Raw genomic sequence first — 17,691 nt, forward strand, 5'->3', positions numbered from 1 at the left:
ATCTCCCGCGATATACATAAATCGCTGAAATACTTCTTCATCAAATAACCTGTCTGCTGATATGAAGTACCCGAATTTAAGATACAATTCCCTCTAACACCTCTCCCCAAATCCTCTGTCGGGGATTAGACTCTGCATCATACTCCTTCCGGTTTGCAGTATCAGCATGATCTTCTTTATTCCCGTCGCCCTGCTGCATACGGGCGGCTATCATTCGGAGATACTATGGGTGTGTAGCAAGAATTGTGTAATAACCTCCATTCCAGCATAAAAGACCCGGTATATAATCATAGTATATCTCCTTGTATCTGCCGGGTTGGACATACACTTCGCTGATGAATTCACCTCTGTTCGTGTCTATGTTGTCAAATAGTTCTTTCAATTCGGGATACTTCCTGAAATCCGCGTCGGATATTTTTATTTGGGGCGCCAAAACCGTATCCAGTCTTTCTTCAGGAACTTCATGAAGATACATCGTTCCCCCTGACCCGCTCGATCCTATGAAGCCCATAATCAGTACACAAGCTATAGCAAAGATTACAAGGAATACAATTGCAGATATTGCAATTTTATAATAATTTACCATCTCTCCAAAACCACTGTAAAAATATTCTCCGGCGGCTTAATTCCTTTTAATCCTGAAAAGGATCGCCATTCCTATACTTATAATTATAATAAAATATGATAAAGGAGACTCTTTTTCTTCGGGCGTCATGATTATGTTGAACTCCACATCGGTGCTCTCGAAGCTTTCCATACTTTTATACTCCTGATAACCTTCTTTTTCTGCCGTAATCATAAGTTCAGGACCGTAAACATCCTCAATCAGGTAGTTGCCGTTAATATCCGTCACGTTGCTCGATCCCATATACACATCGAGATATTTGTAGAACGAAGAATTTATCTGAACCTGACAATTATCTACAGGTTCCCCGTTCGAATCTGTGACCTGTCCATAGACTGTAAACTGCATCGAATATCGTGGATTTACCGGAGGCCCGATTATTATGGTGAATTCGGTAGTTTCAGATCCTGAATTGCCTTTTTCGTCCCATGCCGTTACTACTATCGATCTTTCACCGCTGCTGTCGATTCTGATCTCTTCGTCGATTTCACTGAAAGGCTCCTCTACTTCGACGGTTTCCCATCCGCTGTCAAGGGTGACTCTCGTTATTTTATATGTCGAAGAGATGTTCGCAAGTACCCTGACCTGGTGGGGAACGACGTCGCTATGGAACTTTGAACCATTAGCCGGAGAGGTGATGATGATCGATATGGGATGATCTTCACTTGGGGAAGAAAACGCCGAAACCGGATGGTTTGCAAAGATTAATAATAATATTACTAAAAAAAGAAGTTTTGATTTCATTTTACTCTCCTCATATAATTGAACTCTCATTCAGCCCGAAGGTGTTGAATCAAATGGATCAATTGTTCCATCATTGTCATAATCTCCCCATCCGATGAAGCATCTGGTGGATGTACTTATCACTGATGTTGCCGTGTGATCTCTCATTACGCTGGGAGTTGACGAAATACATGTTACGTGATTAGTATTAGTATACATATCGTGCATCGGACTTACTGCCAGTATACTGGATTGTCCGCAATAACTTGATTCTGCATATTCATCAAGGGCTCCATAGAGATGCAAAGATTCATGTTCATAGCTCCCGGGAACAGAGGGTACACTTCCGGAACCTGTTCTTCCCCAATATGAAATTGCAGTTTTGTCTGCATAGCCCTTATCTGGTCCGACGGCGTATGCACCCCAGTCATCATGAGTAAAATAAAGTAAAATAACCGAATCTGCACCAGACCAGCTTTTAACTGAACGTGCAAGGTCATCGGTTGTACGCCCATCGTCATTAACATCTGTGTACCCTATGTTTTCTGCTGCTTCTTCCATCCAGCCATTTGGATCCCAGGCATCACTATTATCTCCGGTATTTGCACCCGATACCGTTACTGTATAATATCCGCCGTCATTTACTGCATTGGCAGACGATGGTGCCTGTAGTCTGATGGAATTCGTTCCTATAGATGCATCGTTCAATGCGTCATTTCTATCCGCTGTAGTCCATGCACCTTCACTGCTTGGATTTTGGAAGTCGGTGATAATGTATAGATAGTACATTTTTCCACATGCATACGGCGCGGATCGGGAACTTGGAGAGATGTAATCCTTGCTTTCTGCCGGATCCTCAAACCTCTCTAAAAGGTAATTTTGATAGTCCTCAACTAATTGTTCTTTTTGTGATTGAATAAACTTCGCAGTTTGAAGAGTGTTTAATCCCAGGATCTCGCTTACTTCTTCACTAAATACATTGAGGTCCGTTATAGGATAGTAATTATGTTCTTTATCATAGTAATTATACAAGACTTTTTTTTCAAGAATCTGAGAATATTTTACCAACTCTTCTTCAGATAATCCCCATTCCATCCTCTTATTCCAGTAACTCAGGTAAGTCATGGGATCTTTAATAATTATTTCACAGTCATTTTCCTTGCTGATTGAAGTGCTTTCACTAATTGAAAAATCAACTGCTTCTGGTGCCGGTACATCAATTCCAATGATGTTTGCATTTTTGTCATTATCCGCACTAACAGCCGGAACGAAGATCGCACCGGCGAGTGCCACTACAAATAGCAGGCCCAGGACCTGCATACCGAGTTTTATTTTCATTTTTTCACCTCTGTTAAGTTTTTTACCGGCATGCAAACCTTAATCTGCTATAATGCTGACATAGGAGATGCCGGTCTTGTTAGTCGGCAAATGAAGGATTAGACTGCGGGTCTGTGTGTAACTTTAGGGCCTGCAATCCGGTCCTTTTACTTACCTTTTCATTGGATTTTTTTAAAAGGGGTTTAGTGGAGGTGTACTCCTCATCCGCCCCCGGTTGAAAATATGGTATAGTTATATAATAATATTTTTCACCATGCTCTTGAACAATCATCTAAAAAGTTGAGAAAATTATTTTATTGAAAGATAATATTTATTTATGATTTTGTAAAACCAAAGCTTTGAAGTTTTTTTAAAAAAATGTTGATTTTTGACGCTAATTTTTTCTCCTGCGCTGGCAAAGCTCCCGCATTCCGGGATATCACTGATGCTGATAATCCTCTAAATCAGACTTTATCCGGTTGTATCCAGCACTTCCACAACTCCAGATAAACGGCCTATGACTAGGTTCCTTATGTAGTCTTTGCAATCGATAAGAGCTATTGAATTGGTGCATAGATAAAAAAAAGAATGATCTCCAGTAAAAGATCATAAATGCAAAACATCCTCATCCTTCTTGCAATCTACATCCTCCTCAACATCGTCTCGCTCTTTGCCTTCGCCCTCGACAAAAGGAAGGCCGCGAAAGGAAAATGGCGGACGCCTGAAAAGAAACTTCTGCTTCTCTCTTTCCTCGGGCCTTTCGGGGCGGCCTTCGGGATGAGAATGTTCCGGCACAAGACGATGAAGCTGAAGTTCAAGCTGGTCTATATCTTCCTCGCCCTGCACATCGTCGCGATATGTGCCATTGTGATGTTCCTGGCGGATCTGATCTGATTTTTTATTCTCATTTTTTGATTCTTTCATGACCCAACATTACTATTTTTTCAGGATGATCGTATAGAAATCCTGTAAATTGTTAAGTAAAACTTAAATAGTGCGAAAATACGGCAAAATTGCCATTTTCCCAATCCACACAGAAGCCCCAGAATCCACGATCTCCTCTTCCTTCGATATAATCATCGTCCGGAAAAAAGAGGGCATTCTCGTGCCGGCATATCGATGCGATTTGGCCTTTAATTCCCGTAAAAACAGCGTATTGACGATATTTAAAAACAGATTTCAAAACACAGCATAAATCGCGGAAATAAGCCCAAATTGCCGCTTTTTTGGGCTGACCGAATCATGAAAAAGTATGGTAAGGTGATGATATCCGGGATTTCAGTAAAATACCCTGAAGAAATGAATTATCAAGCCATAATTTTCATTAAATACTTCCTCATATCCGCCTTTGCAGCATCTGCAATTTGGATGCAAAAAGCGCATAGGAAGAATTCTGAGAGTATTTATTTTGCTCCGGGATCAAAGACAAAATATCGATTTTCGCCAATTTAAGCAGAAAAATAAATACTCAATATGATTGATGTGTAGACGATCGTTCAAGAAGAAATAAATATGACCATGAGTTATTCTCAACTGGGGGCGACCGGGGGATCTGTGCCTCTGATCAAACCCTTTTAAAACACAATCCGGTGCTGTTTCCAGAGAAAATGGAATGAAGATCCCGAAATTAAATCAGTCATCCCGCTTTTCCCTGACTATACACCGGCCGATACAACCGGCATCTGCTATTTCAGCGCTATAACGGATAAAAGTTTGCATGCCGGCTGTTAAAAATGAAAAGAGGTGAAAAATGAAAACGAAAACAACCATGCAGGCATTAAGCCTGCTAATGGTACTGGCACTTGCAGGTGCGATCTTCGTTCCGGTTGTTGGTGCATCAAATACCAAATCAGCTAATGAGAATCTTCAAAAAATACAGATACCTGATCTTCAGGTAGACAAAAGCAAAGCATACTCAATTATTACTGAATCCTTAAGCCCTATGAACACCGAGAGTAAATCCATAATTCCATTAGGCGCAATTATCCATCATTCAAATGATGGTAACACATATGTATTCGACTCCACAGGAAAACAAATTCTTATAGCCAGTGACGCAGAGGCTACTGAGATTACCACCCCAGAAGGCCTTCAACCTGCAACAACAGTTCATGAGGTTCCCCAAGGAGCGCTTATTTTGGACTCTCAAACGAACAAAAATACAACATTTGTATTTAGCCAAGATGGAGAACTTCTATTTACAGTTATCGATGATAAAATATCAGAAAAAAGTATAGAATCGCGTGTAAATTTAGTTGGGGGATGGATTGTGTGGGCCGAGAAAACTGTCAGTCAAATCAGTTATTTAAGATCCAGATGGTATACCCCGTCAGCCCCGACCCAAATGACAAATCCATTTGCACTGGCAATATTCAACGGATTGGAAAATTCGGAAACAATAATTCAGCCGGTTTTAGAGTATAACTATGGATTAAACAATCCCGAATGGACTATGACGTCATGGCGCGTTAGTAGTGGTAGTTCTTATTATAGTCCTAGACATGATGTAGACCAGGGTGATAATATTGAAGGGACATTGCAATATACTACTATTAATGGCCAGACGGGATGGCTTGTTACTACTGCAGATCTAAGTAAAGGGACCTCAACATATTACTTTACAAACGTAATCTCATCTAATAGCAATCTCGAAATTGTTAATACTCTGGAAATTGCTCAGGGAGGGACCTCTAATCCATATGACATGTGCGGAGATATTACCTTCAACAATGTGAATATTCCTCAAATCACGCTTAATCCGGGCTATACTACAGTCCCCATGTGGTATGGAATGTTCGATGTCGTATTTAATCCGAATCCGACCCAGGTAACTCTGGTTACGCCATAATCCGCAGGACATCCTGACAAATAGAGAATGTGAGAAGCAGATTTCAGCTTCTCCCTCTCTTTCAACCGAAAAATCTGAATATATTCACCATCAGGAATCGTAAAAATGAAAATTCAAGAAAAATTAGTAATAATTATTATAATTGTTACGGCTCTTATAATTCCGGTAAATGGTTATATCCAAGATGACATGGATAATTTGACAAAAACAAATTTGTCGGACGGACCGGCAGAGTGTGGCGTAGGATCATACTGGTATAAAGTGAACCCTGTTGGAACACAGTACACAGGTGCAAATTTTATAATTTCCGGGACAACCAACCTCCCGGCCGGCCAGGAAATCAATTATATGCTACAGGTTTCTGACATCGGGCCAGGAAGCCCTGAACTTCGACCCCCCTCGTACACCGATACAACAGCTGTTATTGCGGGGGAAGGAGAAATTAACTCGTGGTCGGCGAAAGTAGATACAACAAAATTCAAGACTGACACAGGTTTACAATCTGATGCAGTTGCCGGTAACTATTCTCTTATCATCGGGCCGTTCTGCAAAGATGTCTTCCATCTTATTATTGTAGACAATTCAACATCCTATAATGAGACTTTCAAATCCGATACAAGTTTAAATTCTAATGATAAAACAGACTCATCAACGCAGACAAAAAAATCGCCGTTGCCTGTATTGATTATAATATTCAGTATGGGATTAGCGGTTTTATTCAGGAGATGACATTTAGGTTTATGAATTACATCAAACGATTGAGGCAAACGGAAGGAATCGGAGGTGTGATTATTAATTTCATCAATTCCCCCAAATTTTTAATTTTTTTATTATTAATAGCGTTTATAATCATTCCCGCACAGGCATTATCTCCCCTGTGGGTATCAAACCTGACAGAGATCGACCAAGACATCCAGGATACAAGTGGCCGCCACTTCCTGTTGTTCCTGGCAATTTCAGATGACGGTAAAACAATTGCCACAGCATCATTCGACGGCAGCATATATCTCATGAATGAGAAAGGAAAGGTACTCCGGAATATAACGGCAGGAAATGAATCCTTAGAAATTCTTTCATTGAGCCTCTCACCCGAAGGGGATTATCTTGCATTCTCAGATGCGGGTTTTTCCCCGGCATCGAATCCCCCGAAAAAAATCACCCTCATGGACAGAAACTGCGAGGAACTGTGGAATCATCCGACCCGGACATTTACATACATTTTGGCAGTCTCTTCGGACGGCTTATACAGCGTATTCGGCTCTTATGAAAATATCACATGCGTAGACAAGGACGGATCAGTCCTGTGGAATTATCCCGAGGCCGCAGTCTCTCTTGACATATCGGACGATTTTGAGTATATCGTCGCTATAACGGATAACCAGAAGGCATTTTGCCTGAACAGAAGCGGATCGGTAATATGGGAAAATAAATTCCGGTCGCCCAACAACATAAAAATCTCCGCCGACGGAAATTACGTCTCCCTTACAACCACCCTAAGGAAGCTGTATCTCATGGAAAGTACCGGAGCACCCCTCTGGAACAAGACATTGCCGCCGGGAACAAAGTATGCAAAAAGCGAGATCTCCTCTGACGGCGACGAGATAGTTGTACGAATAAACGGAGCCATATCCGGCTACGACCGGTCCGGAATGCTCAGGTGGAATTACACAAAAGAACCGGCATCGATATTCTCGCTCTCAAAAGACGGCCGTTTTTCGGTTGTCGCAGCCAACGATTCCCTGCTCATCCTTGACGGCGAAGGAAACGAAACCGGGAAATTCTCCTTCGATGAAAAAATTCAGGGCGTGGCCATATCATCCGACGGCTCGAAAATAGCGGCGATCACAGATAATGAATTATATTATTTCGACAATCCCGATGCGGAATTAAAGAATTCTGATATCACCCCGGATGAGACCTTACAAACAACAGGTCCAGAAGAGATAACACCACCGGCAACAGAGACAAAAAAATCGCCGTTGCCTGTATTGATTATAATATTCAGTATGGGATTAGCGGTTTTATTCAGGAGATGACATTTAGGTTTATGAATTACATCAAACGATTGAGGCAAACGGAAGGAATCGGAGGTGTGATTATTAATTTCATCAATTCCCCCAAATTTTTAATTTTTTTATTATTAATAGCGTTTATAATCATTCCCGCACAGGCATTATCTCCCCTGTGGGTATCAAACCTGACAGAGATCGACCAGGACATCCAGGATACAAGCGGTGCTCACTTCCTGTTGTTCCTGGCAATTTCAGATGGCGGCAGAACAATTGCCGCAGCATCATTCGACGGCAGCATATATCTCATGAACGAGAACGGAGAGGTACTCCAGAATATAACAGCAGAAAATGAATCCTCTGAAATCCTTTCATTTAGCCTTTCATCCGAAGGTAACTTTCTTGCCCTGTCAAGTGTTGGTCCCGGTCCGACATCGAATCTCCCGAAAAAAATCATCCTAATGGACAAAAACTGCGAGGAATTGTGGAATCATCCGACCCGGACATTCGTATACGATTCGAAAGTATCGTCGGACGGCTTATACAGCGTATTCGGCTCTTATGAAAATATCACGTGTGTAGATCGAGACGGATCGATCCTGTGGAATTATCCCGTGGCCGCCCAGGTAATCTCTCTTGACATATCGGACGATTTTGAATATATCGTCGCTGTAACGAATGACCAGAAAGCATTCTGCCTGAACAGGAGCGGATCGGTAGTATGGGAAAATAAATTCCGGTCGCCCTACGACATAAAAATCTCCGCCGACGGGAATTACGTTTGTCTTACAACATACCTGAGAAAGATGTACCTCATGGAAAGTACCGGAACACCTCTCTGGAACAAGACATTGCCGCCGGGAACAAAGTTTGCAAAAAGCGGGATCTCCTACAACGGCGATGAAATTGTGGTACGAACAACCGGAGCCGTTTTAGGATACGACCGATCGGGATTGCTCAGGTGGAATTATACTACGGAATATCAGCAATCCCTAACCCATCCGATATCGGCCCCGATCTTTTTACTCTCAAAAGACGGCCGGTATTCGGTTGTCGCAGCCAACGATTCCCTGCTCATCCTTGACGGCGAAGGAAACGAAACAGGATCATTCTCCTTCGATGAAAAAATTCAGGGCGTGGCCATATCATCCGACGGCTCGAAAATAGCGGCGATCACATCTAATGAATTATATTATTTCGACAATCCAGATGCAAAATTAAAGGATTCCGATATCACCCCGGATGAGACCTTACAAACAACAAACACAGAAGAGAAAACACAGCCTGCAACACAGACGAAACAATCGTCGCTGCCTGTATTGATCATAATATTCAGTATTGGGTTAGCGGTTTTCTTCCAGGGCAGGCCATGAAAAAGAATCACCTAATCTGCATCCTGATCGGACTGACTGTTATAATATTAATAGCGGTAGCGGCTTTATGGTTTTACGAACCGGCGCCGGCGCCGGACAATCCAAAAAAAGATTCACCGCCACCGGGAGTAGCAATAATGAACATACCATATCTTTTCCAACCTTCGAAAGTCGAACTGAAAGCAGGCGAGACGGCAGAGGAGAATATTACCCTGGAAACGAGAAAGAACGGGCCGGGGTTGGTTCACTATACCGTCCCATCCCGTGTCAAGGACGTTTATTCAACAGAAGAACTTCCCTGGCCGGACGGTTTGAATATCAGTATCGAACCTTCGGACTTCATGGTATACCCGAACGAGACCTACACATCGACCCTTACCGTTACGACGACTCCCGACCTTTTACAGGGTGAATATGTGTTTCGTTTAGGTTCCCACTTCGAGGGTGTTGAGACAGGAGGGGGATGGCTTACTGTGGTAGTAAATTAAATATTCTCACGGAAAAATAGTCATCCCTGGCCCCAATTTTCCCGGAATAAAACATGAAAACGAAGACACAGCATATCATTATCATCCGCATGTTTGCAATATCCGGAATTGCAGACGATAGAATTCCCCCGGGTCCGGGTTAGAAAAGAGGTGTCTGAATGAATAAAAAAGGCACAACAAATTATTATAGCAGCATTTGCAGCACCCACAATTACGGATGAAAAACGCGCATTTGAGGAAATCAGAAGATATTTATTTTGTTCTGAAATCAAAGACATGAGAGTGATTTCCACCATTTTATGCAGAAAAATAAATGCTCAATATTATTGATGTGTAGACGATCGTGCAAGAAAAAAATATATAAAAGTATGAGTTATTCTCAACTGGGGGCGACCGGGGGGATCTGTTCCTCTGATCAAACCCTTTTAAAAACAATCCGGTGCTACTTCCAGAGAAAATGGAATGAAGATCACGTAATTAAATCAGTCATCCCAGTTTTCCCTGACTATACACCGGCCGATACAACCGGCAATTCCTATGTCAGCGCTATGGCGGATAAAGGTTTGCATGCCGGCTGTTAACAATTAAACGAGGTGAAAAAATGGAAATGAAAAAGAAAAACGACATGCGCCCGCTCTTCCTGCTTCTTATAATCGGACTGGGAAGTATGGTGTTTGTGTCTGCTGCAAGCGCTGAGGATATTGACTGGGCCTATCCGGAACTTGAGATAGACGATTCACTGGATGCAATGGTGATCCAGAGTGAAATAAGTCCGATGAAAGGTGAATCTCTTTATCAGATACCGACTGACTCCGTAATTTATCATTCCCCTAACGGGATCACAAGCGTATTCACACAGGATGGAAAACAGATCCTTTCTGCTATAGATGCAGATGCCGTTAAAGTTTCAGTCCCATCCGCCGGATTATTACCGGCGACTCATGTGCATCAGGTTCCAAACTGAGCTGATCTTTATACAAAGGAGAATATTACAAAGGTCTACAGTGATGGAGCATGTATACTGACTGTCATCGACGATCAGGCGAATTCTAAGAAAAAGTCAGCTGTTCCTACCTATGGCGGATGGATAGAGCGGTCACAGGATTTGAGTGTCGATGAAATTGCGCAATTCATAGCGTACTGGGATGTGCCTTCATCACCTTCCCCACAATCAGATTCTATAGTTTATCTGTTCAATGCAATAGAACCATCAAATGGACATGCAATAATACAGCCGGTCCTGGAATGGAATAAGCATTCCGCTAAAGACTGGACCGGCTCCGCATGGTATTTCCCGCCATACCAGAATGAAGGCTATTTCAGTACTCCAATCGATGTAGATGTTGGTGATACGATTAAGGGCACAATGGGGTGGAATCCGGGTAACAACAAGTGGACCATTACATTTAAAGATGAAGACACCGGAGTCTCAACAGTGAATATCACCGGTTGCATAGGTTACCAAGATGTTAAGGTATTTACTGCCCTGGAAGGATATTATGTTGATGATGATTCTGAAGTTCCGGGCGATACAACGTTTTATAACATGCGCTTTAGGGATTTAAACCTGCAAAATGTTGATATTGAGTGGCTACCTGATGTAGATGGTACTGCACCGCTAACAGGGCTGAGAGTAGAGATTCCCGATGGTATCAATACCTGGGTGAAACTACATACAGCTAACTAAAGACAAAATTATTAATTTCCAGGGATTGATGGACCTATGAAAAAGAATCATCTAATCTGGATCCTGACTGGACTGACTGTTATAATATTAATAGCGGTAGCGGCTTTATGGTTTTACGAACCTGCACAAGCCCCCGAAGGCCCAGGAACAGATTCATACACACAGAGGTTAGTACACCTACCCTCATCACAACTTTTCCAACCTTCGACAGTCGGGCTGAAAGCAGGCGAGACGGCAGAGGAGAACATTACCCTGAGAACAGGGGGGGAAGGACCGGGGATGGTTCACTATTCCGTATCCCCCCGTGTTAAGGCTGGCTACCCAACAGAAGAACCTTCATGGCCGGACGGTTTGAATATCAGTATCGAACCTTCGGACTTCATGGCATACCCGAATGAGACATATATATCGACCCTTACCGTTACGACGACTCCCGACCTTTTACAGGGTGAATATGTGTTTCGTTTAGGTTCCCACTTCGAGGGTGTTGAGACAGGAGGGGGATGGCTTACTGTGGTAGTAAATTAAATATTCTCACGGAAAAATAGTCATCCCTGGCCCCAATTTTCCCGGAATAAAACATGAAAACGAAGACACATCATATCGTTATCATCCGCATGTTTGCAATATCCGGAATTGCAGACGATAGAATTCCCCGGGATCGGGTTAGAAAAGTGGTGTCTGAATGAATAAACGAACAATACTCATGATAATAGCTGCAATTGCAGTAATCATTGTTCTTAGCATGGCTTTGGTATATCTGGTGGAACCTGCTTCCGATGATAATAATGAAGACGAAACCACCCCCACACTGGTAACTCCCGGAAGATCTCATTTCGGTGCATCAGAAGAATACCTGTTCCCTGAATCCGGAGAAATTAAAGCAGGGGAAAATATGACTTTCAGATTAATGATCGAAAAGAATAAAGAAGCGATCATGAATGAAACGATCAATGTCTCCCGTGTAAATGAAGTTTATTCCGATCAAAAACTGCCTTTGCCTGAAGGTGTGAATATCTCCTGTACGCCTTCTGTATTTATTTCGTACCCCGGAGAAAGTTACAATGTGAGCCTGATCCTTGCGACAACTGAGGAAACTCCAGGGGATGTTTATCATTTCAGGGTCCATAGACTTTTTGATTCGGGAATTACGACATTATGGTTTGACTTAAACGTAACTTCTTCAGGTTTGGCAGACTGATTTGAGTAAGACATGAAAACAAAGACACAGCATATACTAACCGCCTGCATCCTTGCGGCCGTACTAATTGTCATGGTTGCTTTTGCAGTTTCAGGAATAGAAGATAATAAAATTCCCCCGGATCCGGCTGAAAAAATCTCCGAAAGCACGGATAGTCAAAACAACCCGACTCCCAACACCACCAGGGAGAACACAACCTTCATCGACATCCACCATGCAGACGGCGGAAGAATCATACTCTACCCCGAAGACCCTGAATTTTCTGCAATAGAGACTGAGTGTTACGAACAGATCCGTTGCATCAATGCACAGATGAAAACCGGTTTTTCCGGTGCTGAGTTGGATGCCATGAAAAACAACGGCACTTATGTCGCGATAAATTTCTCCGCCCCGACCACATTTGAGACCAGCTACATAGTCGACGGATCGCCAAAGACAATCACGATCGATGAGGCGATATTCTTCCTCTATTCGGAATACGAATTGATGATCATCACACCGATGCAAAACGCAGCCGGTGTCTGGGGAACGTCGCGTGACCGGGGAGAACTGAAAAAACTTGTCGACCCGATCTTTCAGAAATTGTAAGGCGGCAGCGGGTAACCTATATATCATATAAAGGCAAAGAGTCCCCGGGCAGTGTCTGTGATGCCGGCGATGACGGACCAGTGAAATATAGAGGAAACAATGGAAAAATAAGAATAAAATATAATCTTGTTTTATGCCCCCAACCTTTCCATCTCGCTGCCGCCGTCCGGGTTACGGCCTGCCCGCAATCTTCTCGTTTTAAAAGGTTCAGGCGATACCGACGACTGAATCCGGAATACCATGCAGATCCCGGAAGAATATTCTGCAATTTCTCCAATAAATATGATTAAATAATTTTAATAAAAATTAAATAACAGGTGCACCTGCATGAGTGTAAAAAGTTTCAGCATCTCCGACGACGTATATGAAAAATATTCGTCCGAATGCAAACGCCTCGGCCTTAACATGAGCAAACAGATTGAAAATTTCATGAAGTTCCAGCTCGACGAAGAATTTGCAGTAAGGGAGGAGTACATCTATAAAATAGACAAACTTCGGAAAGAAAGATTCAGGCCGGTTTCCGATTTCGACAAAGAATTTGAGATCTCCTGAAGAAAAAATGTTGGATTTCTACAAAACCGGCATATCTGAAATCGTTGCAATATTCAATAAAAAAAGGTCGTAATTTACAGTTTTCAATATCCTGCACCAGCCTTGAAATCCTGAATTTCGTCATAATCACGCTCAAAGTGATTGGATGTAATATGACCTCCTTCGGGAGGATAAGCAAGACAGCTTTTTTTCGATTTTGATTGCACCTTTAATTATTGATCGGAGAGAATTGCGATTTCTGTAAAATACGGCTTTAAAAGCTTAGTTCGAATAAATAGTTCCAACTCCGCAGAATTTACCAGTATATTCAAAATATTTCCCTGACTTTTCTTTGTTTTAACATCTTCTCATTTTTAACAATATAACAAATTGACTTTTTAAAAACACGGATTTAACTTTTAGATAATCGACAATACAGCCTCCGGATAATTAACAATACTAAACCGAGAATACAGAATATAATAAGTGCAAGAAGAACAAGACCAGCAAATTGGCCAAAAAGCATGAAGAAAATATCTGATCCAGGGAATAACATCCTTAAATTAAAATAAAAAATTAATAGGAGGAGCATTATAGCAAAAACTACCGTTAAAATAGAATCCGTTGATATTTTTTGCTGCATTCTCCAATCTCCTATTACGAAACTGTTACTGTATACTGATCATCATCCCATGTAGGAATTCCAGTAAGGACCTCTTGTTCATGATCATATGCATAAAAGACAAACTGTCCACGGGTACTAAACTGTACTCTCACTTTCATCTCTTCATTATAGTCAAATGTATGTAGATCCATCCAATATAGAACTGTGCATGGTCCATTAACACCACCACATTCCGGGAAATAGGCAGTTTCTCCAGAATCGATATTTACTACCATGTTAGGTTGTTTTCCATGGTAAACAGATATGTAATCAACACCCTCTGGAATTTTGAGATAATAATTTGTTTCCCCATCCGGAGCCGTATTTTGCACTTCAATGTTCACTGTCCCATACTGGTTAAGAGTATAGCTATATTTGTCCGGTGTTATTGTAATCTCAGCATCCAATATGTAAGGAATATCCCTTAAAATTAAGGGTGAACTTCCCTTTTCAGAAATCAATGGATTTTCTGAATATTCTTTAGTACCTACCAATACACCATTTTTAGAATATATATTAGCAATATATTGACCGTTTTCTGATTGTTTCACAGTCACAGTATATTCTTGAGATGCTTTTTCGGATTTGAATAACATGGAGGCTTTAGAAAAATCATTATTAGGAATAACTGTAATTTCCATATTATCAATAATTGCTTTATATTCCACTTCATTTGAGTCCACAATTATGTTTTCATAAGTCTGTTCAGCATTAACTACGGGTATAAGTGCAGTGACAAATACTACTGCAAGGAGTAACGAAAATGCTCTTATTTCTTTTCTAGCTTTCATCTTATCATCTCTTTTCAATTTTAACAACCGTCGTGCAAACCTTAATCCGCTATAATGCTGACATAGGAGATGCCGGTTGTATGGGTCGGCAAATGAAAGACCGGGCAACAGGGTTTGATGTGGTAATCGGAGTTCTGAGGCCAGGTCCTTTACTCAACCGTTTATTAATTTTTTAAAAGGCGTTTAGTGGAGCAACAGTCCTCATCTGCCCCCGAAGTAAATAATTGATCTAACGGCATATACCTGCTCTGACCCAATCATCGAAATAAAAAGAACTGGTTTCTTTTATTTTATAGTGAAACCATCTGACTACATAAAGAACAATCTCTAAAGATCACATATAAAGAACATACTGGTACAGCCCTTTCCGGTCGTACTGGTGTTCGAGGATCCAGTTGTGGACTTCGACGCATTCGTTATAGCGGTCGACAACCGACTGGAGACTCTGCGATCTGCTGTTATATGAATTGACCTTCGAATTGTAGACAGGAACATTCTTGTTGTAACCCGAAATATCCCCGCTTCTTCTCATCTGGTCGAGCTGATTCGACATGGAATCGATCTCGTTCTTAAGAGTTGCAAGCTCCGCCTCCTCCTGTTCAATCTGCGACGAGAGCTCTTCGCAGGTCAAAGCTTTTCTTTCAAAAATATTATAGATCTTCTGAACCTGGCTGCATGCGGTATAATACAGTCCGCCTTCGTTGTCGAAGGTGATCACGAGCGGATCGGAATCCAGCATCTCTCCGTCGCCGATCTCGAGCTTCTCCCACCCGATCAGATTCACGTCCGTCGACTCGATGGCCGCATATCCCGTATCCCTGTATTCGCACCCGTTCGATTTGATCCCCACGTTCATGTGCTCCTCGGAATCGTATTCGAGAAGTGCGACATCATAGCCCTCCTTTAAAAGAAGCCCGGCGAGAAGAATGCTCTTGTCGTCGCAGTCTCCCGAATCCTCGTAAACGGTTTCAACCGGGTACTTGGGATCCGTATCGTTTCTGTCTGTCAGATACGGGATCGACTGCACATAAACCGAGATCAACTCTGCGTACTCGTCGTTGTCAAGCGAAAGCTGATCTTTCACCTTCCTCAGCGACCCGAGAATCGCCTCGTAGACCTCGTCCATGTATTCGCTGTAGACAAACGACCTGTAATACTCCGAAGTCCATTCTTCGTCCGAGATATTTTCATAAAGATAGACGTATTTGTCCGTATTCTTCGCATCTTCATACAGGACCTTGTCGACCGAATATTTTATCGAGATCTCGCTGTTCTGGAAACTGAACGTATCCTCGATCGTCACGTATTCCGGTGCAGCGTTACCGTGGTCGATGGACGGGTAATCCGCATCGCTGAAATGAAAAAAACTATTCGAACACCCGGATGTCAAAAGAACAAATACCAACACCAGTATGAGAATTATTCCGTATTTTACCCTGGACATGGATCACCTGTTTAATATTTCGGAGCCCAACCAATATAAATGAATATTTTGCTGGGCGTCGGTAATACTCTCCTCTCAGACGACGGTGCCGGCATCTTTGTCGCCGAATCATTTCTAAAGGACGGCTGGATCCCGTACAACTGCGGAACCGCCCCGGAAAATTTCACATCGATAGTCAGGAGGGAAAAACCGGAGATTCTTCTCGTCGTCGATGCCGCAAGGATGGGGCTTTCACCCGGCGAATTCAGGCAGGTCCCCGAAGAAAAGATTACCGATGTCTCGTTCGGGACCCACCAGCTCCCTCTCTCCCAGCTTACTGCATACCTGAAAGAATATGCGGGAAGGATCATCATCATCGGAATCGAACCGAAGACTACGGACTTCGGGGAGGAGCTCTCGCCGGAGATCGAAGAAGCCTGTGAAAAATTACTGGAAATTATTAAAGACGACCCCGGAAAAGTCCCGGAGCTCCGGGATTAATACCAAAGAACACAATAACCGGAAGATTAAACCTGCGTGTAAATAATATTCATTATATCTTGTTTCACCTTTATTCCGTCCCCGGGGGAGCGGAATGATGATCAAACAGCGGGGGAGAGAATATTTGATTCACTTAAAATACGCGATTGCATCTTTGACAGTAATAATTCTGTTACTTTCTTTTTTTTCAGGCTGCACAACTTCAGATGACCGGGAAACCTTCCTGGATGAAAACGAGGCGCTCCTGGTTGCGCTGAACGACAGTCTCCTGGAAGAGGAGTTGAATGGAGACGAACCCGGGATTATCGAAACCGAGATAATAACGGGAGAAGACGGGAACACGATCTACAAATTCGTCTTCTATCCTGATCCCGACCCGGGACGTTCGGGAAGATCGATTACCGTTGCAGTCGGCGGAAACGGAACGGTAATATGGCACGATGTATTCAGCGGATTGGTAAAAACCCCCCCGCACCCTGAGGACTATGCCTCCCCGCTCCCGGAAGACGTTATAGAGAAAGGAGCATTTGCCGGGAAAATTTACCCTGATACCTCTATAAGGAACGGCGACCTGAATATTAAACTCGAATACGCGGAATTCACAAACGAAAGCTCACTGTACTGCTTTATAGCTCACTCCATGTTCATCAAAAACATGTCGGAATCCGGTAACGGTGAGCCCCCGTACCCTGATGTTTTACTGGATGGCGATATATTTGTCAGCGGAAGAGATCCCGAAAATGTCACATCGACCGACTGGAAAAGATGGGACGGCGATGCTATGGGATTTTCAGTCAAATCCGACCCCGTTCCTGCCGGCGTCGAAAATATCACGATAACAATCCGCTCGTTCTCGATAAAAGAACGGCAGTCTCCATCGTCATATGAACGCGATGGCAACTGGAGCTACGAGGTATTATAA

At 42.6% G+C, this 17,691-nt stretch carries 20 protein-coding genes; 15 read left to right on the forward strand and 5 right to left on the reverse strand.

Features of this window, described 5'->3' with window-relative positions; translation table 11 throughout:
• Positions 1–223: 223 nt before the first annotated feature.
• Genes MPET_RS07830 through MPET_RS07840 form a run of 3 tightly spaced genes read right to left on the reverse strand, consistent with a single transcriptional unit; the run spans position 224 to position 2,686 of the window.
• Complete coding sequence (locus tag MPET_RS07830; RefSeq protein WP_013329477.1) at positions 224–586, reverse strand: hypothetical protein; 363 nt, start codon at positions 584–586, stop codon at positions 224–226.
• A gap of 36 nt (positions 587–622) precedes the next feature.
• A complete protein-coding gene (locus MPET_RS07835) occupies positions 623–1,369 on the reverse strand; it encodes a hypothetical protein (RefSeq protein WP_013329478.1) in 747 nt (248 codons plus the stop codon).
• A 30-nt stretch (positions 1,370–1,399) separates the two neighbouring features.
• Positions 1,400–2,686 carry a hypothetical protein gene (locus MPET_RS07840; protein WP_013329479.1) on the reverse strand — a complete coding sequence of 429 codons (1,287 nt, stop codon included), beginning with the start codon at positions 2,684–2,686 and terminating at the stop codon, positions 1,400–1,402.
• Between the two features lie 591 nt (positions 2,687–3,277).
• On the opposite strand from MPET_RS07840, the gene MPET_RS07845 reads away from it, so the two are divergent.
• The 13 genes from MPET_RS07845 to MPET_RS07905 all read left to right on the forward strand — a co-directional run bounded on the left by MPET_RS07845 (position 3,278) and on the right by MPET_RS07905 (position 13,411).
• Positions 3,278–3,559: a DUF1294 domain-containing protein gene (locus MPET_RS07845; protein ID WP_013329481.1), complete on the forward strand. Its 282-nt coding sequence runs from the start codon at positions 3,278–3,280 to the stop codon at positions 3,557–3,559.
• 348 nt (positions 3,560–3,907) lie between these two features.
• Positions 3,908–4,117: a hypothetical protein gene (locus tag MPET_RS07850; RefSeq protein WP_148222202.1), complete on the forward strand. Its 210-nt coding sequence runs from the start codon at positions 3,908–3,910 to the stop codon at positions 4,115–4,117.
• A gap of 298 nt (positions 4,118–4,415) precedes the next feature.
• Complete coding sequence (locus MPET_RS07855; RefSeq protein WP_013329482.1) at positions 4,416–5,513, forward strand: hypothetical protein; 1,098 nt, start codon at positions 4,416–4,418, stop codon at positions 5,511–5,513.
• Positions 5,514–5,618: 105 nt separating this feature from the next.
• Positions 5,619–6,242, forward strand: coding sequence for a hypothetical protein (locus tag MPET_RS07860; RefSeq protein WP_013329483.1), 624 nt, complete (start codon positions 5,619–5,621; stop codon positions 6,240–6,242).
• Positions 6,239–7,549 carry an outer membrane protein assembly factor BamB family protein gene (locus tag MPET_RS07865; RefSeq protein WP_013329484.1) on the forward strand — a complete coding sequence of 437 codons (1,311 nt, stop codon included), beginning with the start codon at positions 6,239–6,241 and terminating at the stop codon, positions 7,547–7,549. The genes MPET_RS07860 and MPET_RS07865 overlap by 4 nt, the downstream gene beginning before the upstream one ends.
• Positions 7,546–8,895, forward strand: a complete 1,350-nt coding sequence (locus MPET_RS07870; protein ID WP_013329485.1) for an outer membrane protein assembly factor BamB family protein — start codon at positions 7,546–7,548, stop codon at positions 8,893–8,895. Before MPET_RS07865 ends, MPET_RS07870 begins: the two co-directional genes overlap by 4 nt.
• Complete coding sequence (locus MPET_RS07875; protein ID WP_013329486.1) at positions 8,892–9,383, forward strand: hypothetical protein; 492 nt, start codon at positions 8,892–8,894, stop codon at positions 9,381–9,383. The genes MPET_RS07870 and MPET_RS07875 overlap by 4 nt, the downstream gene beginning before the upstream one ends.
• A gap of 601 nt (positions 9,384–9,984) precedes the next feature.
• Positions 9,985–10,347 carry a hypothetical protein gene (locus MPET_RS15035; RefSeq protein WP_013329488.1) on the forward strand — a complete coding sequence of 121 codons (363 nt, stop codon included), beginning with the start codon at positions 9,985–9,987 and terminating at the stop codon, positions 10,345–10,347.
• Between the two features lie 141 nt (positions 10,348–10,488).
• Positions 10,489–11,070 carry a hypothetical protein gene (locus MPET_RS15040; protein WP_013329489.1) on the forward strand — a complete coding sequence of 194 codons (582 nt, stop codon included), beginning with the start codon at positions 10,489–10,491 and terminating at the stop codon, positions 11,068–11,070.
• A gap of 279 nt (positions 11,071–11,349) precedes the next feature.
• Entirely contained in the window at positions 11,350–11,598 is a 249-nt protein-coding gene (locus tag MPET_RS15515; RefSeq protein WP_225353799.1) for a hypothetical protein, read from the forward strand.
• A gap of 178 nt (positions 11,599–11,776) precedes the next feature.
• Entirely contained in the window at positions 11,777–12,271 is a 495-nt protein-coding gene (locus tag MPET_RS07895; RefSeq protein ID WP_013329491.1) for a hypothetical protein, read from the forward strand.
• A 12-nt stretch (positions 12,272–12,283) separates the two neighbouring features.
• On the forward strand, positions 12,284–12,859 hold the full coding sequence (locus tag MPET_RS07900; RefSeq protein WP_013329492.1) for a hypothetical protein: 576 nt from the start codon (positions 12,284–12,286) through the stop codon (positions 12,857–12,859).
• 327 nt (positions 12,860–13,186) lie between these two features.
• Complete coding sequence (locus tag MPET_RS07905; RefSeq protein ID WP_013329493.1) at positions 13,187–13,411, forward strand: hypothetical protein; 225 nt, start codon at positions 13,187–13,189, stop codon at positions 13,409–13,411.
• Between the two features lie 636 nt (positions 13,412–14,047).
• On the opposite strand, the gene MPET_RS07910 is transcribed toward MPET_RS07905, so the two are convergent.
• Both MPET_RS07910 and MPET_RS07915 read right to left on the reverse strand, forming a co-directional pair.
• The gene (locus MPET_RS07910) at positions 14,048–14,845 is read right to left on the reverse strand and encodes a hypothetical protein (RefSeq protein ID WP_013329495.1); all 798 of its coding nucleotides are present in this window, start codon (positions 14,843–14,845) and stop codon (positions 14,048–14,050) included.
• 334 nt (positions 14,846–15,179) lie between these two features.
• The gene (locus tag MPET_RS07915; protein ID WP_013329496.1) at positions 15,180–16,289 is read right to left on the reverse strand and encodes a hypothetical protein; all 1,110 of its coding nucleotides are present in this window, start codon (positions 16,287–16,289) and stop codon (positions 15,180–15,182) included.
• Positions 16,290–16,328: 39 nt separating this feature from the next.
• Here MPET_RS07915 and hycI point away from each other — a divergent pair, with 39 nt between their 5' ends.
• Both hycI and MPET_RS07925 read left to right on the forward strand, forming a co-directional pair.
• Positions 16,329–16,769, forward strand: coding sequence for a hydrogenase maturation peptidase HycI (gene hycI / locus MPET_RS07920; protein ID WP_013329497.1), 441 nt, complete (start codon positions 16,329–16,331; stop codon positions 16,767–16,769).
• A gap of 154 nt (positions 16,770–16,923) precedes the next feature.
• Entirely contained in the window at positions 16,924–17,691 is a 768-nt protein-coding gene (locus tag MPET_RS07925; protein ID WP_187287545.1) for a hypothetical protein, read from the forward strand.

Source organism: Methanolacinia petrolearia DSM 11571 (assembly GCF_000147875.1).
Classification (GTDB): Archaea; Halobacteriota; Methanomicrobia; order Methanomicrobiales; family Methanomicrobiaceae; genus Methanolacinia; species Methanolacinia petrolearia.

Bases quoted from the DNA above. Each gene is read 5' to 3' on its own strand.
- MPET_RS07875 (WP_013329486.1), top strand. From the start codon at position 8,892: ATGAAAAAGAATCACCTAATCTGCATCCTGATCGGACTGACTGTTATA.
- MPET_RS07905 (WP_013329493.1), top strand. From the start codon at position 13,187: ATGAGTGTAAAAAGTTTCAGCATCTCCGACGACGTATATGAAAAATAT.
- MPET_RS07845 (WP_013329481.1), top strand. From the start codon at position 3,278: ATGCAAAACATCCTCATCCTTCTTGCAATCTACATCCTCCTCAACATC.
- MPET_RS07895 (WP_013329491.1), top strand. From the start codon at position 11,777: ATGATAATAGCTGCAATTGCAGTAATCATTGTTCTTAGCATGGCTTTG.
- MPET_RS07850 (WP_148222202.1), top strand. From the start codon at position 3,908: ATGAAAAAGTATGGTAAGGTGATGATATCCGGGATTTCAGTAAAATAC.
- MPET_RS07910 (WP_013329495.1), bottom strand. From the start codon at position 14,845: ATGAAAGCTAGAAAAGAAATAAGAGCATTTTCGTTACTCCTTGCAGTA.
- MPET_RS15515 (WP_225353799.1), top strand. From the start codon at position 11,350: ATGGTTCACTATTCCGTATCCCCCCGTGTTAAGGCTGGCTACCCAACA.
- MPET_RS07865 (WP_013329484.1), top strand. From the start codon at position 6,239: ATGACATTTAGGTTTATGAATTACATCAAACGATTGAGGCAAACGGAA.
- MPET_RS07835 (WP_013329478.1), bottom strand. From the start codon at position 1,369: ATGAAATCAAAACTTCTTTTTTTAGTAATATTATTATTAATCTTTGCA.
- MPET_RS07860 (WP_013329483.1), top strand. From the start codon at position 5,619: ATGAAAATTCAAGAAAAATTAGTAATAATTATTATAATTGTTACGGCT.
- MPET_RS07840 (WP_013329479.1), bottom strand. From the start codon at position 2,686: ATGAAAATAAAACTCGGTATGCAGGTCCTGGGCCTGCTATTTGTAGTG.
- hycI (WP_013329497.1), top strand. From the start codon at position 16,329: ATGAATATTTTGCTGGGCGTCGGTAATACTCTCCTCTCAGACGACGGT.
- MPET_RS07900 (WP_013329492.1), top strand. From the start codon at position 12,284: ATGAAAACAAAGACACAGCATATACTAACCGCCTGCATCCTTGCGGCC.
- MPET_RS07855 (WP_013329482.1), top strand. From the start codon at position 4,416: ATGAAAACGAAAACAACCATGCAGGCATTAAGCCTGCTAATGGTACTG.
- MPET_RS07830 (WP_013329477.1), bottom strand. From the start codon at position 586: ATGGTAAATTATTATAAAATTGCAATATCTGCAATTGTATTCCTTGTA.
- MPET_RS07870 (WP_013329485.1), top strand. From the start codon at position 7,546: ATGACATTTAGGTTTATGAATTACATCAAACGATTGAGGCAAACGGAA.
- MPET_RS07915 (WP_013329496.1), bottom strand. From the start codon at position 16,289: ATGTCCAGGGTAAAATACGGAATAATTCTCATACTGGTGTTGGTATTT.
- MPET_RS15035 (WP_013329488.1), top strand. From the start codon at position 9,985: ATGGAAATGAAAAAGAAAAACGACATGCGCCCGCTCTTCCTGCTTCTT.